At 58.7% G+C, this 13,715-nt stretch carries 13 protein-coding genes; 8 read left to right on the top strand and 5 right to left on the bottom strand.

Features of this window, described 5'->3' with window-relative positions; translation table 11 throughout:
• Nucleotides 1–276 precede the first annotated feature (276 nt).
• Nucleotides 277–1,800: a Re/Si-specific NAD(P)(+) transhydrogenase subunit alpha gene (locus tag BN4575_RS10890; RefSeq protein WP_068978202.1), complete on the top strand. Its 1,524-nt coding sequence runs from the start codon at nucleotides 277–279 to the stop codon at nucleotides 1,798–1,800.
• Between the two features lie 11 nt (nucleotides 1,801–1,811).
• The gene (gene pntB, locus BN4575_RS10895) at nucleotides 1,812–3,296 is read left to right on the top strand and encodes a Re/Si-specific NAD(P)(+) transhydrogenase subunit beta (protein ID WP_042018262.1); all 1,485 of its coding nucleotides are present in this window, start codon (nucleotides 1,812–1,814) and stop codon (nucleotides 3,294–3,296) included.
• Nucleotides 3,297–3,625: 329 nt separating this feature from the next.
• Here the strand turns inward: pntB and nfuA are convergent, their stop codons facing one another.
• Together nfuA and BN4575_RS10910 are read right to left on the bottom strand one after the other, a co-directional pair.
• On the bottom strand, nucleotides 3,626–4,204 hold the full coding sequence (gene nfuA / locus BN4575_RS10905; protein WP_042019334.1) for a Fe-S biogenesis protein NfuA: 579 nt from the start codon (nucleotides 4,202–4,204) through the stop codon (nucleotides 3,626–3,628).
• 81 nt (nucleotides 4,205–4,285) lie between these two features.
• Nucleotides 4,286–5,014, bottom strand: a complete 729-nt coding sequence (locus BN4575_RS10910; protein ID WP_068978204.1) for a ComF family protein — start codon at nucleotides 5,012–5,014, stop codon at nucleotides 4,286–4,288.
• 38 nt (nucleotides 5,015–5,052) lie between these two features.
• On the opposite strand from BN4575_RS10910, the gene bioH reads away from it, so the two are divergent.
• The 4 genes from bioH (at nucleotide 5,053) to BN4575_RS10930 (ending at nucleotide 7,259) form a co-directional block, all read left to right on the top strand.
• Entirely contained in the window at nucleotides 5,053–5,817 is a 765-nt protein-coding gene (gene bioH / locus BN4575_RS10915) for a pimeloyl-ACP methyl ester esterase BioH (RefSeq protein WP_068978205.1), read from the top strand.
• Between the two features lie 71 nt (nucleotides 5,818–5,888).
• Nucleotides 5,889–6,122: a flagellar hook protein FlgE gene (locus BN4575_RS10920; protein WP_042019342.1), complete on the top strand. Its 234-nt coding sequence runs from the start codon at nucleotides 5,889–5,891 to the stop codon at nucleotides 6,120–6,122.
• Nucleotide 6,123: 1 nt separating this feature from the next.
• Nucleotides 6,124–6,894: a putative metalloprotease CJM1_0395 family protein gene (locus BN4575_RS10925; protein WP_068978206.1), complete on the top strand. Its 771-nt coding sequence runs from the start codon at nucleotides 6,124–6,126 to the stop codon at nucleotides 6,892–6,894.
• A gap of 86 nt (nucleotides 6,895–6,980) precedes the next feature.
• On the top strand, nucleotides 6,981–7,259 hold the full coding sequence (locus tag BN4575_RS10930) for a hypothetical protein (RefSeq protein WP_068978207.1): 279 nt from the start codon (nucleotides 6,981–6,983) through the stop codon (nucleotides 7,257–7,259).
• A gap of 56 nt (nucleotides 7,260–7,315) precedes the next feature.
• Here the strand turns inward: BN4575_RS10930 and BN4575_RS10935 are convergent, their stop codons facing one another.
• Nucleotides 7,316–9,628: a Tex family protein gene (locus tag BN4575_RS10935; protein ID WP_068978208.1), complete on the bottom strand. Its 2,313-nt coding sequence runs from the start codon at nucleotides 9,626–9,628 to the stop codon at nucleotides 7,316–7,318.
• Between the two features lie 265 nt (nucleotides 9,629–9,893).
• Nucleotides 9,894–10,367 (bottom strand): transcription elongation factor GreB, encoded by a 474-nt coding sequence (greB, locus tag BN4575_RS10940; protein ID WP_068978209.1) that lies wholly within the window; start codon nucleotides 10,365–10,367, stop codon nucleotides 9,894–9,896.
• Nucleotides 10,368–10,616: 249 nt separating this feature from the next.
• Between greB and ompR the strand changes: the two genes are divergently transcribed.
• Both ompR and envZ read left to right on the top strand, forming a co-directional pair.
• Nucleotides 10,617–11,339, top strand: coding sequence for an osmolarity response regulator transcription factor OmpR (gene ompR / locus BN4575_RS10945; RefSeq protein ID WP_042019348.1), 723 nt, complete (start codon nucleotides 10,617–10,619; stop codon nucleotides 11,337–11,339).
• Nucleotides 11,336–12,646 carry a two-component system sensor histidine kinase EnvZ gene (envZ, locus tag BN4575_RS10950; protein ID WP_068978210.1) on the top strand — a complete coding sequence of 437 codons (1,311 nt, stop codon included), beginning with the start codon at nucleotides 11,336–11,338 and terminating at the stop codon, nucleotides 12,644–12,646. Before ompR ends, envZ begins: the two co-directional genes overlap by 4 nt.
• 52 nt (nucleotides 12,647–12,698) lie before the next feature.
• On the opposite strand, the gene BN4575_RS10955 is transcribed toward envZ, so the two are convergent.
• Nucleotides 12,699–13,625, bottom strand: a complete 927-nt coding sequence (locus tag BN4575_RS10955) for a DMT family transporter (RefSeq protein WP_068978211.1) — start codon at nucleotides 13,623–13,625, stop codon at nucleotides 12,699–12,701.
• Between the last annotated feature and the right edge of the window lie 90 nt (nucleotides 13,626–13,715).

The following is a 13,715-nucleotide window of genomic DNA, read 5'->3' on the forward strand; positions in this document are numbered from 1 at the left end:
TAAGCCTCTAATTTGGTTTGTTTTTTTTAATCGTAGCCTGGGATGGGCTGAATTCTGTACGAGTGCCGTCGGGACTGCGGTTGTAATAAAACTCCAAAATTTGATACTAATCACCTTCGCGCCTGAAAAGCGGGGGGCCTGACCATGACAGGAGGTTGAGGTAAAGCCTACTGATTTTCATAACAAAGAGCCCTGGACCTGCACTTTGGTCATGTCTTGTTTCATCAGAAGTGAGACACTGGGCAGCGATTGTTTATTAACCATCAGGGAATAGTCATGCAGATTGGAATACCGAGAGAGAGTCTCGCCGGTGAGACCCGGGTCGCAGCGACCCCGGCTACCGTCGAGCAGCTGAAAAAGCTCGGCTTTGAGGTCGCCATCGAGTCCGGCGCAGGCCAGTTGGCCAGCTTCGATGATGCCGCCTTCGAGGCTGCCGGTGCCAGCGTGGTGCCGAGCGTCTGGCAAGCCGACCTTATCTTCAAGGTCAATGCACCGACCGATGCCGAGATCGCACAAATTAAAGATGGTGCCACTCTGGTGAGCTTCATCTGGCCTGCCCAGAACCCTGAGCTGGTCAAGAAGCTGTCCGAGCGCAACATCAATGTGATGGCGATGGATATGGTGCCGCGGATCTCCCGTGCCCAGTCCCTCGATGCCCTCTCCTCCATGGCCAACATCGGTGGCTATCGCGCCGTGGTTGAAGCTGCGCACCAGTTCGGTCGCTTCTTTACCGGTCAAATCACCGCAGCCGGTAAAGTGCCACCTGCCAAGGTGCTGGTGATCGGTGCCGGCGTAGCCGGTCTGGCTGCCATCGGTACTGCCGGTTCCCTCGGTGCCATCGTGCGTGCGTTCGATACCCGTCTGGAAGTAGCCGAGCAGATCGAATCCATGGGTGGGGAATTCCTCAAGCTGGACTTCGGTGGTGAAGACGGCGCATCCAGCGATGGTTATGCCAAGGTCATGTCTGATGAGTTCATCGCAGCCGAGATGGCGCTGTTTGCCCAGCAGGCCAAAGAGGTGGACATCATCATCACCACCGCCCTGATCCCTGGTCGTCCAGCTCCCAAGCTGATCACCAAGGAGATGGTCGACAGCATGAAGCCGGGTTCCGTCATCGTGGACTTGGCTGCAGCAACCGGCGGCAACTGTGAATACACCAAGCCGACCGAGCTGTTCGTCACCCCCAACGGCGTCAAGGTGATCGGTTACACCGATCTGCCGGGTCGCCTGCCTGCCCAATCCTCCCAGCTCTACGGTACCAACCTGGTCAACCTGATGAAGCTGATGTGCAAGGAGAAGGACGGCAACGTAGCCATCAACTTCGAAGACGTGGTTCAGCGCAACATGACGGTGATCCAGGCCGGTGAAGTGACCTTCCCGCCGCCCGCCATCGCTGTCTCTGCCGCACCGCAGAAACCTGTGGCAGCCCCGATCAAGAAGGCCGAAGCAAAGCAAGCTTCCAACAAGAAGTTTGTGTTTGGCGCCCTCGGCATCGCGGCCTTTGGCTGGATCGCCTCGGTGGCACCTGCCGCGTTCCTCTCTCACTTCACCGTATTTATTCTGGCCTGTGTGGTCGGTTACTACGTGGTGTGGAACGTCTCCCACTCCCTGCATACGCCGCTGATGTCGGTCACTAATGCCATCTCCGGCATTATCGTGGTCGGTGCCCTGTTGCAAATTGGTCAGGGTTCTACGCTCGTCACTGCGCTCTCGTTTGTCGCTGTGCTGATTGCCAGTATCAACATCTTTGGTGGCTTCACCGTCACCCAGCGCATGCTGAAGATGTTCCGTAAGGATTAAGGGGGTTTAACGTGTCTCAAGGACTGGTAACAGCATCCTATATCGTTGCCGCCGTGCTCTTCATCCTCAGTCTCGCGGGACTGTCGAAGCAAGAAACGGCCAAGCATGGCAACTTGTTCGGTATCGCGGGTATGGCTATCGCCCTGCTCGCCACCGTATTCAACCCGGAGACCAGTGGCGTGCACTGGATCATCCTGGCCATGGTGATCGGCGGTGCCATCGGCGTGCGTCTGGCACTCAAGGTCGAGATGACCGAGATGCCCGAGCTGGTGGCTGTGCTGCACAGCTTCGTCGGTATGGCCGCGGTGCTGGTGGGCGTCAACAGCTTCATCGATCTGCACCCCTCTGCCCCTGCTGAAGTGGTGGTGTCCGTCGGTTCCAATCTGGATGCGACACTGGCAGCCGCCCGTGCGGCGTTCGAACAGGCGGCCAGCGTCGCCCAGGTCGAGCACCTCACCGGCGCCATGCTGAACATCCACCTGGTCGAGATCTTCCTGGGCGTCTTCATCGGTGCCGTGACCTTCACCGGTTCCGTGGTTGCCTTCGGCAAACTGCGCGGTCTGATCTCCTCCAAGCCACTGATGCTGCCGCACCGCCACAAGCTGAACCTGCTGGCGGTGGTCGCCTCTCTGGCGCTGATGGTCTACTTCGTCAACGCGGGTGGTTCTACCTTCGCCCTGCTGGTGATGACCCTGATCGCCTTCGCCTTCGGCTGGCATCTGGTTGCCTCCATCGGTGGTGCCGACATGCCGGTAGTGGTCTCCATGCTCAACTCCTACTCCGGTTGGGCGGCTGCGGCGGCGGGCTTCATGCTCTCCAACGACCTGCTGATCGTGGTGGGTGCGCTGGTAGGTTCTTCCGGTGCGATCCTCTCTTACATCATGTGTAAGGCGATGAACCGCTCCTTTATCTCCGTCATCGCCGGTGGCTTCGGCTCCGATGGCGTGGCCTCCACGGCTGATCAGGAGATGGGTGAATACCGCGAAACCAGCGCCGAGGAAGTGGCTGACCTGCTGAAGAACTCCAGCTCCGTCATCATCACCCCGGGCTACGGCATGGCGGTGGCGCAGGCCCAGTATCCGGTGGCTGAAATCACCCAGAAGCTGCGTGATCGCGGCATCAAGGTGCGTTTTGGTATCCATCCGGTTGCCGGTCGTCTGCCAGGCCACATGAACGTGCTGCTGGCGGAAGCGAAAGTCCCGTATGACATCGTGCTGGAAATGGACGAGATCAACGACGACTTCACCGATACCGACACCGTGCTGGTGATCGGTGCCAACGACACCGTTAACCCGGCCGCGATGGAAGATCCGGGCAGCCCGATCGCCGGTATGCCGGTACTGGAAGTGTGGAAAGCGCAGAACGTTATCGGCTTCAAGCGCTCCATGAACACTGGCTATGCCGGTGTCCAGAACCCGCTGTTCTTCAAAGAGAATACCCAGATGCTGTTTGGCGATGCCAAGGCCAGCGTCGAGGCGATCCTCAAGGCGCTGTAAGCACCCGTCAGGTATCGCACCTCAAACAGGCTTCGGCCTTGATGCCAGTCAGTTAACGCTGACTGGCATTTTTTATGGGCCGTTGGTTAACTGGCGTGGTGATCTGTCAGCCTCATGACTTGGTGAGAAGAGAATTCAGGTGTAACGAGGTGGCAGGGGGCTCATATCGAGCACCAGTAGCGCTCATAGCGTCGTTTCAGAAGGGCGCCATGGGCATTAAAAAATCCGACACCAATGAATTGGTGTCGGATTTTTTAATGCAAACAGACGTTGCTTATATGCGCGTTGGCATCAGCCTCAGAATGGTGGGGCCGAGCAAACGGGGCTGATCAATAGTAGGAGTGGTCGCCGCGTTGATGCTCGGTCGCGTCTTTTACGCCGTTGAGCTCGCCCGGGAATTTTTCCAGCAGCTGCTTCTCGATCCCTTCTTTGAGGGTGTAATCGACCATGGAGCAACCGTTGCAGCCGCCGCCAAACTGCAGAATAGCCAGTTTGTCATCGGTCAGTTCGACCAGGGTGACCTTGCCACCGTGACCGGCCAACATGGGGTTGACCTCGGACATCAGCACATACTCGATACGCTCGATCAGTGGTGCATCATCGGCCACTTTGCGCATCTTGGCATTGGGGGCTTTCAGGGTCAGCTGGGATCCCATCTGATCGGTGACGAAGTCGATGGTGGCATCGATCAAATAGGGGGCGCTCAAGGTATCAACCATGCAGTCGAAACCGCTGAAGGGCAGGGTTTGATCTTCCGGATCCATTGCATCGGGTGGGCAATAAGATACGCCACACTCGGCATTCTGGGTTCCCGGATTGACCACAAACACCCGGATGTTGGTGCCATCAGGCTGTTTTTCCAGAAGTTTACGGAAATGGGCCTGGGCGGCGTCGGAAATGCTGATCATCACTATCCTCATAAACCTGAGTGTACGACTAGGGTATTCATGATAACGCGGTTATTAATGCTTGGGTAGCCATGGCGATGGCTACTTGCTGTGCCGGAGGGTACGACAGATTGCCCACACTTCTACCTTTGTGATGCCGCTCTCATGGAGCACGCGGGCAAGCTGGCCAGCGGTGGCTCCGGTGGTCACCACATCATCGAGCAGCGCGACGTGGCGGTACTGGTGAGGCTGGATACTGAATGCCCCGCGCAGATTGCGCCGCCGCTGCCCGGCGCTGAGAGTTGTTTGCTGCGGGGTCGCCTTGATGCGCTGCAACAGGGTGTTGTCGCAGGGGATGCCGGTGAGCTCGCCAAGGGGTTGCGCGATCTCCTCCGCTTGATTGAAACCCCGTCGCCATTTTCGCCACCAGTGCAGGGGAACAGGAATGATCGCCTCAGGAGGATCGCTGCTATCCAGATGATCGGCCAACAGGCGGGCAAGCAATGGCGCCAGCAAGATCTGGCCGGAATATTTGAGCCGTGGGATCAGCATGGGGTAGGGGGCTTGGTAGTCGCCGATCACTTGCAACCGCTCCCAAGGGGGAGGCCTGCGCTGGCAGCGGCCGCAGACCGGTATGCTCTCTTTTATATGGTCAGCCAGCGGTGCGGCGCAGAGGCGGCATTTGGGCTGGGACTGGTGCAGTGACTGCCGACACCAGCTGCAGAGCAGGGGTTCATTGTCGCAAGCTTGATGGCAAAGCAGACAGCTCCCTTGCCAGTCGTCGTGGCTGCCGAGCAGTGGGCTTGCTTTAGCGAGCAGTCGCTTTAACATGCTGACCCCAAGAGCATGAACAGGGATCTTGAGTCTAGATGAGCATATCGGTAGAGCAGTTTGGCCTGGGGCCCGATTTGGTGCTGTTGCACGGATGGGGCATGAACGGCGCGGTGTGGCATGGGATTGCCCAACAGTTGGCGGCCCACTACAGGGTTCATCTGGTGGACTTGCCCGGCTTTGGCAACAGTCAGCTGGCAGACGAGGTGGATTACAGCCTGCCCTGGCTTGCCGAGCAGGTGGCCGCCATCTTGCCGGATAAGTGCCATCTGCTCGGTTGGTCCCTCGGCGGTCTGGTGGCAAGCCAGTTGGCATTGACCCATCCCGAGCGGCTGCACTCCCTGATCACCGTGGCCAGCTCCCCCTGTTTCATGGCTCGCGACGAGTGGCCGGGGATTGCCCCCAAGGTGCTGACCGGCTTCAACCAGATGCTGGCGGGGGATTTTCGCCAGACCATAGAGCGTTTTCTGGCGATCCAGGCGATGGGCAGCGAACATGCCCGGGACGATATCCGCCAGTTGCGCCACTGGCTGGCCGAGCGCCCGGCGCCCCAGTTTGTCGCACTCGAGGCCGGGCTGACATTGTTGGCCGACATTGACCTGCGCGAACAGCTACGCGGGCTGGATCTGCCCTGGTTGCGGATCTATGGCCGACTGGATTCATTGGTACCCAAGGCGGCCATTCCCCTGCTGGACAATCTCTACCCTGCCAGCCACAGCGTGACTCTTAACAAAGCCTCACACGCACCCTTTATTTCCCACCCTGACAAATTCATTGAAATCGTTAGAGATTTTGTTGGCTAAAAAATAGCCTGCAGGCTTCATAAATCCTCTGGTCTGGCGGATAATTAAGCTGTGACCAGAGGAGTAACATCATGCGTATTGATTCAGCCTTCAACAGTGGGGTACAGGGATTTCAGCGAGCCGAGCAGATTGCCGACAAGGCATCCAATCAGATCGCCCGCCTCAATACCCCCAGCGGGGATCAGGTGCAAGTGACCGATGAGCTCGTCAATCTCAAGGTGGCCGAACAGCAGGCTGGCGCTTCCGCCAAGGTAGTGCAGACCGCCAGCGATGTGATGGGAACCCTGATCGACATCCGGGTGTGAGATGAACATCAATGTCAGTCTGCCCCCCCTTATCCCTACGCAGCTGCAACCCCAGGTGGAAGCGGCCAGGACGGATAATCGCCGGGCAGAGCTGATCCCGCAGGCCCGTTCGGGTCAAGCCTCCAGTGCCGAATCTGAAGTCGGCTCCCAGAAAGAGAAATCCAAAGCCAGTCAGGCGGCCAACAGTAATCCGGCGACCCAAGGTAGCCGTGATGGCAACCAGCCTGCGGTGCAAAACTCTCTGGATTACCGTTTTGTCGAGGCGACTGGTGAAGAGGGGCAGCGCAAGCAGCAAGATCCTAAACAGCAGGAACAGCAACAGCGGCAAGAGCAGCAGGTTCAGGATCTGGTTGATCGGGACAAGGAGGTGCGCACTCACGAGCAGGCTCACCAGTCGGCAGGCGGTGAGCATGCCAGCTCTCCAACCTACCAGTTTACTCAAGGCCCGGATGGCAAGCGTTACGCGACGGGCGGTGAAGTTCAGATCGATACCAGCGCTGTGCCCGGCGACCCCGCCGCTACCATCGCCAAGATGCAGCAGATCCGCTCTGCGGCGCTGGCGCCGGCCGAGCCCTCCGCTCAAGACCTGTCGGTCGCGCGCAGTGCTGCTGCGAGTGAAGCCAAGGCGCGCAAAGAGTTGATGGCCGAGCAGAGCGCGAAATCGGGTGGCGTGTTGAGTGCCTATATGGACAAGCGCAACAGCGTCATCGCGGGCCACTATCAACAGGCCGTCAGTCCGGCCGCTACCAAGTCCCTCAGCCTGCATATCTGAGTCTGTCTCGCCAAACTTTCATCGAGTGGTAAGTGTTTTGCAACTAACCTGAAGATCAGGCCCATCACTATTTCACAGGAGCTGTCATGCATTTCGATGAAGTCAAAGCGGAAGATTTCACCACCTTCTCCCGTGTGCCGCCACCTCACCTGCAGATGGAGCAATTTCTGATGCAGCTTGGAGGAGGGGGAACCGAAGGAACCCATTTCAAGAAAAAAGTGATGCTGGCGGCTGGTTGGAGCCACACCGGCGTCGTCTCTTATGGCAAGTATCCGCAGGAGGCCTGCAAGGCATTCAATCGGCTACGGGGAGTGTTAGCACAGCATGGCGAGCCCGAGAGCATTCTTGCTGCCCTTGCGCAATGAGCCGGATCTTTACTGTTAAAAAAGCCCCTCGCGGGGCTTTTTCATTACTGAGGGAGTTATTTCCTGGTCTTGGAGAGGGCGGCGGCGAAGGCGTTGCCCATGGCACCGCCGACGGGTGAGCTTGGGCGCGACTCAGGCTTGGGTTTGTTGTTGGAGGCATCCGGCGTGCGCGATTGCGCCGGTCTGCGAGCAGGCTGTCCCGCTTTCTCGTTGAGCCGCATGGTCAGGCTGATCCGCTTGCGCGGGGCATCCACCTCCAGCACCTTGACCCGCACAATGTCACCCGCCTTGACCACCTCGCGGGGATCCTTGATGAAACGGTCGGTCAGGGATGAGATGTGCACCAGCCCATCCTGATGGACACCGATATCGACGAAGGCGCCGAAGTTGGTGACGTTGGTGACCACCCCTTCCAGCACCATTTCGGGCACCAGGTCGCTGATCTTCTCCACCCCTTCCTTGAAGGTAGCGGTTTTGAACTCGGGGCGCGGATCGCGGCCCGGCTTGTCCAGCTCGCCGATGATATCGGTCACTGTGGGTATGCCGAACTGCGCGTCGGTGTAGTCGGCAGGCTTGAGACTGCGCAACAGACCGCTATTGCCGAGCAGGCTGTCCACGGTTTGTGCCAGCTTGGCGAGGATCCGCTCCACCACCGGATAGGACTCCGGGTGGACCGCCGAGCTGTCGAGGGGGTTGCTGCCGTCGCGGATCCGCATAAAGCCAGCGCACTGCTCGAATGCCTTGGGGCCGAGCCGGCTCACTTTCAGTAACTGTTGACGACTCTTGAAGGCGCCGTGTTCATCCCGATAGGCAACGATGTTCTGGGCCAGGGTCTGGGAGAGGCCGGAAACCCGGTTGAGCAGGGCGACCGAGGCGGTATTCACATCGACCCCGACCGCGTTTACGCAATCTTCGACCACCGCATCCAGTCGGCGGGCCAGCTGGCTCTGGCCAACGTCGTGCTGATACTGGCCGACCCCGATACTCTTGGGGTCGATTTTGACCAGCTCGGCCAGCGGGTCTTGCAGGCGACGGGCGATGGAGACGGCGCCACGGATCGACACGTCGAGATCCGGGAATTCCTGAGAGGCAAGCTCCGAGGCGGAGTAGACCGAGGCCCCCGCTTCGCTCACCACGATTTTCTGCGCCTTGGCGGCGGGGTAGCGCTCGAACAGATCGCTGACCAGTCGGTCGGTCTCCCGCGAGGCGGTGCCGTTGCCGATGCTGATTAGCTCGACCTTGTGTTTCTGGCACAGCTCGCTCAGGGTCTTGAGGCTCTGATCAATCTGGCGTTTCGGTTCGAACGGATAGATGGTGGCGTGATCGACCAGCTTGCCGGTGGCATCCACCACCGCCACCTTGACCCCGGTGCGGATGCCCGGATCCAGCCCCATGGTGCAGCGCATACCGGCCGGGGCGGCCATCAGCAGATCCTTGAGGTTCATGGCAAACACCTTGATTGCCTCGTCCTCTGCCGATTCGCGGATGCGGCCGACCAGTTCGGTCTCCATCTGCAGGGAGAGCTTGATCTTCCAGGTCCAGCTAACCACCCCTTGCAGCCACTTGTCGGCCGGGCGGTTCTGCAGATTGAGCTTGAGGTGGTGGGCGATGAGCCCTTCGCAGGGGCTGGCGCTTGTCTCCTCGCCCGTCACCAGTGCCAGATTGAGGATCCCCTCGTTACGTCCGCGCAGCATGGCCAGCACCCGGTGAGAGGGCGCTTTGTGCAGCGGTTCGTCATGTTCGAAGTAGTCTTTGAATTTGGCCCCTTCCTGCTCTTTGCCGGTCACCACGCGGGCCTGCAGGGTGGCGTGTTGCCACAGGTAGTCGCGCAGCTTTTCCAGCAGATCGGCCTGCTCGGCGAAGCGCTCCATCAGGATGTAGCGGGCGCCATCGAGGGCGGCCTTGCTGTCGCTAATCCCCTGTTCGGCATTGATAAAGTCAACGGCAGCCTGCTCGGGATCCTGCATCGGGTCGCTGAACAGCAGGTTGGCCAGCGGCTCCAGCCCAGCCTCAATGGCCATTTGCCCCTTGGTGCGGCGCTTGGGTTTGTAGGGGAGGTAGAGATCTTCCAGCCGGGTCTTGCTGTCGGCACCGTTCAATTCGCGGGCCAGCTCGGGGGTCAGCTTGCCCTGCTCCTCGATGGAGCGAATGATCACCTTGCGGCGATCTTCCAGCTCACGCAGATAGCCGAGGCGGCTCTCCAGAGTACGCAGCTGGCTGTCGTCCAGACCCCCGGTCACCTCTTTACGGTAACGGGCGATAAAGGGCACGGTCGAGCCTTCATCCAGCAGGCGCACTGCAGCCTGCACCTGTTCCGGGCGAGCATTGAGCTCACCGGCAATCTGATGTTCTATTACGTGGCTTTGCATCGAAGATCTCTTGGTCGGGTCCTGGTCAACGGATTGGCGCGGGGCGATATCGCCGTACAGGGGGTCTGTCCTGGCGGAACTCAAGGTACCACCAGGCCACTGCCGCGCGTGCCGGTTGGCGCCACAAGGCGCCGAGTGTGAGCACTATATGGGGTCGGGCTGCGGGATGCCAGTCCCGACAGAGGGTGCTGTTTCCATCCCGAATCGGCGGCTCGGCTTGTAGGTCGCCTGCCAGCTGGGGAGTGTGCGGTGGCGTGAAGGTGCCTTATTTGGGGTAGCTGATCTCGTTGATATACCAGCAGGCGTCACCAACTGGCGTAGGCACCACGGCCTCATCCCCGACCTCTTTCTTGAGCAGGGCGCGGGCCATGGGGGAGTCGATGGAGATGTAATCCTTGCGCTCGAAGATCTCGTCATAGCCAACGATGCGAAAGCGCTTGGTCTCACCTTCGTCGTTCTCCACCTCGACCCAGGCACCGAAGAACACCTTGCCCTCCTGGGCAGGGGCATAGTCGACGATCCCCAGCTCTTCGAGGCATTTGCGCAGGTAGCGCACCCGCCGGTCGATCTCCCGCAGCCGCTTCTTGTTGTACTGGTAGTCGGCATTTTCGCTGCGATCTCCCAGGCTGGCGGCCCATGCCACCTTCTTGGTGACTTCGGGGCGCTCCTGACGCCACAGAAAATCGAGCTCATCTTTGAGCTTGTTGTAGCCTTCGCGGGTGATCAGCTTTGTCTTCATGGTGATGCGGACCTAGTCAAAGAGGGGTATTCATCGCTAACTGCTCGGGAATATTAGCTTTTGTCCTCTTGCTGTCGAGGGAAATCGTGATGGCTCGGCTGGCGCCATTCAGGGAGTGGATGGCCAGAGCGGTGACTTGATGGCCGTCACGCTCTCGGGATGGGTAATAACCGGTAACATATTTGTGCTTTGCTCCCGCTATATCCCCCCCTAGTATTGGGGGCAGCTAAAGAATGAAGAGGCAAAGCAATGAGTCAGCAGCAATACAAGGTCCTGGTCGTGGACGATGACCTGAAATTACGTTCCCTGTTGGAACGCTATCTCACCGAGCAGGGATTCGTAGTGCGCGGCGTGGCCAATGGCGAGCAGGCCGATCGCTTGCTGACTCGTGAAAACTTCAGCCTGATGGTGCTCGACCTGATGTTGCCGGGGGAGGATGGGCTCTCCATCTGCCGTCGTCTGCGGGAAGCGGGCAACCAGATCCCGGTGCTGATGCTCACTGCCAAGGGGGATGAAGTGGATCGCATCGTCGGGCTCGAGATGGGGGCCGATGACTATCTGCCCAAGCCGTTCAACCCCCGCGAACTGCTGGCGCGGATCCGTGCCGTGTTGCGTCGCCATACCGTCGAGCTGCCGGGGGCCCCCTCTGCAGCAGAGAAGGTGGTCAACTTCGGTGCCTTCCAGCTCAATCTGGCGACCCGCGAGCTAAGCCGTGATGGTGAGCCAATGGCGCTCACCAGTGGCGAGTTTGCGGTGCTGAAAGTACTGGTCAGCCATCCGCGCGAACCCCTCTCTCGCGACAAGCTGATGAATCTGGCTCGTGGCCGTGAATACACCGCCACCGAACGCAGTATTGATGTGCAAGTATCCCGCTTGCGCCGCTTGCTGGAACAAGATCCAACCCAGCCTCGCTATTTGCAGACCGTCTGGGGTTTGGGCTATGTATTTGTCCCGGACGGTGACAGAACATGAAAAAAATCGGCAGCATGTTCTCGCGCATGCTCTGGTTTCTGGCCGCCGTGCTGGTGGTCTATCAGGCCGTCTCCTACGTCACGTTTTACAATTATCTACTGGCCCCGACAGTCAAACAGATCAGTCATCTGCTGGCCAATCAGGTCAAGCTGATCTTGCCGCTCAACAGTGAGCAGTTGGCGTTGAGTGAAGATGCCGAGGCGCTGGTCTATGTGACGACCGGTACCGATATCTATACCCAGAGCGAGGCAATCCAGCATGGATTCAGCAATGCAAAGCCTTATCCCTATCTGGAAGAGAATATCAGCCGTGAACTGGGGGGGGACGCCAAGGTGCGGGTCGAGATCCAGGATCACTACATCATCTGGATCCAGCCGCCCCAGGCCAGCAAAATTTGGGTGCGGATCCCGCTGACCGAGATTGAAGATGACGATATCGAACCCCTCATTATCTATCTGAGCGTGTTGCTGGTGATCACCCTGTTTGCAGCCTGGCGTTTTGCCCGGCAACTGGTGCGCCCGCTTGAGGATCTTGAGGCGGGTGCGGTTGCGGTGGCCAAAGGGCATTTCCCGGATGCGCTGGGAGAACTGGGGTCGCGGGAGGTGCGTCGCCTGACCCGAACCTTCAACCATATGTCGCACTCCATCAAGAGCCTGATCGAAGAGCGCAACCTGATGATGGCCGGGGTATCTCACGATTTGCGTACGCCGCTGACCCGCATTCGGTTAGCGATCGAGATGATGTCGTCCGGTGATGAGTACCTCAAAGAGAGCATCAACTCCGACATTGATGAGTCCAACGCCATTATCGATCAGTTCATCGACTACATCCGTCCGGATGAAGGGCAGGATTTGGTACCGATCGACCTGACTCAGTTGATCCACGATACCCTGTTGATCCACTCAGAGCAGGGACTGGAGGTTGACTTGATGTTGCCGCAAGAGGCGGTACTGGTTGCCTGCAATCCGGTCAGTATGCGACGGGTATTGAGTAATCTTGCCAGCAACTCACTGCGCTATGGGGCGAGCAGTTTACATGCCGAGTTGAAAGATGATGGTCACTGGGTTCGTTTGCGATTGTCTGATGATGGCCCCGGTATTCCGGAGCAGGACTATTCCAGAGTGCTCAAACCTTTCACTCAGGGGAATGTGGCTCGCACCGAGGGAGGCAGTGGTCTGGGATTGGCCATCGTGGCCAAGATAGTCGCTCAGCACCACGGCACCATCAGGTTGGGTAATGCTGAACTTGGGGGCTTGCTGGTAGATATACGGTTGCCGAAAAATCAGCCGCAGGAGTGGATGGATTGAAAGAAGGGCGTATCGGTGGATACGCCCTTCTGCATTATCAGACCACTTTTTATTAGAGCACTTTCTCCGCAGTGGTGGCGGCCGCCTTGCGATAGCGCTTGCCATATCTCAGCTGCTGGATCAGCAGTGCCGCCACAATCAACCCCAGCCCGATCGGGGTGGCGGGATCGATTGCCTCGCCAACCAGCAGGTTGAGCAGTACCAGTGAGGCGAATGGTGAAATGAAGATAAGGTTGCTGATAGGAGCTGTGTTGGTGGCATGGCGCATCGCCATCAGCCACAGCACAAAGCCAAATCCCATCTCGATGATCCCGACATAAATGGCCCCTAACCATCCCTGCCAGGCGGTCAGCTGGAAGTCAGCCAGTAGCCAGGTGGCGAGCACGATAAAGGGGAGGCTAATAATGAAACCGAGCAGCAGGCTGACGATGGGGTCTCCCTGATTGCGGGTGTTGAGGATCCAGTAGCTGGCCCAGATGAGGGTCGAGAGCAACACCAGCGCCACCCCCAATGGATTGTCAAAATGCAGGCCGAAGACGTCACCCTTGGTAGCGATCACCAGCGCGCCGAAATAACCCAGCACGATGGCAACACCATCGCGGCGGCGCAGGGTCTGGCCGAGGAACGGCACCGATAGCAGGGTGAGAGTGATGGCCCAGGTGTAGCTGAGGGTCTGCGCCTGCTGGGCAGGCAGCAGATCATAAGCTTTGAACAGCAGCAGATAATAGAGAAAGGGGTTCATTACCCCCAGCATCAGATAATAAAACGGGCGGCTGCGCAGATAACTGCACAGCAGCGGCAGTTTACCCTGCTTGAGCACGATCCCCCCCAGCAGCAGGGTAGAGGTCAGCGCAGCAACCAGTAGCAGCTGCACCGGCGCAAAATAGGCGAGGGAAATTTTGAAGGCGGTGGCCACCGTTGACCACAGGGCCACCGCGCAGAGCGCGTACTGGTAGGCTTTCTTTTGATCTTTGATCATCGTTGTTATGTCATAAACGGAAGAAAGTCGCAGTCTATCAGTCTGGCGATGAGCTTGTCGTGACGCCGGACATTCCTTGATGGGATTAGC

The organism is Aeromonas sp. EERV15, from assembly GCF_900079845.1.
Classification (GTDB): domain Bacteria; phylum Pseudomonadota; class Gammaproteobacteria; order Enterobacterales; family Aeromonadaceae; genus Aeromonas; species Aeromonas sobria.

Excerpts from the sequence above, each read along its gene's own strand:
- envZ (WP_068978210.1), top strand. The coding sequence starts at position 11,336 with ATGAAAAAAATCGGCAGCATGTTCTCGCGCATGCTCTGGTTTCTGGCC.
- BN4575_RS10930 (WP_068978207.1), top strand. The coding sequence starts at position 6,981 with ATGCATTTCGATGAAGTCAAAGCGGAAGATTTCACCACCTTCTCCCGT.
- BN4575_RS10910 (WP_068978204.1), bottom strand. The coding sequence starts at position 5,014 with ATGTTAAAGCGACTGCTCGCTAAAGCAAGCCCACTGCTCGGCAGCCAC.
- BN4575_RS10925 (WP_068978206.1), top strand. The coding sequence starts at position 6,124 with ATGAACATCAATGTCAGTCTGCCCCCCCTTATCCCTACGCAGCTGCAA.
- BN4575_RS10890 (WP_068978202.1), top strand. The coding sequence starts at position 277 with ATGCAGATTGGAATACCGAGAGAGAGTCTCGCCGGTGAGACCCGGGTC.
- BN4575_RS10935 (WP_068978208.1), bottom strand. The coding sequence starts at position 9,628 with ATGCAAAGCCACGTAATAGAACATCAGATTGCCGGTGAGCTCAATGCT.
- nfuA (WP_042019334.1), bottom strand. The coding sequence starts at position 4,204 with ATGATCAGCATTTCCGACGCCGCCCAGGCCCATTTCCGTAAACTTCTG.
- ompR (WP_042019348.1), top strand. The coding sequence starts at position 10,617 with ATGAGTCAGCAGCAATACAAGGTCCTGGTCGTGGACGATGACCTGAAA.
- BN4575_RS10920 (WP_042019342.1), top strand. The coding sequence starts at position 5,889 with ATGCGTATTGATTCAGCCTTCAACAGTGGGGTACAGGGATTTCAGCGA.
- greB (WP_068978209.1), bottom strand. The coding sequence starts at position 10,367 with ATGAAGACAAAGCTGATCACCCGCGAAGGCTACAACAAGCTCAAAGAT.
- BN4575_RS10955 (WP_068978211.1), bottom strand. The coding sequence starts at position 13,625 with ATGATCAAAGATCAAAAGAAAGCCTACCAGTACGCGCTCTGCGCGGTG.
- bioH (WP_068978205.1), top strand. The coding sequence starts at position 5,053 with ATGAGCATATCGGTAGAGCAGTTTGGCCTGGGGCCCGATTTGGTGCTG.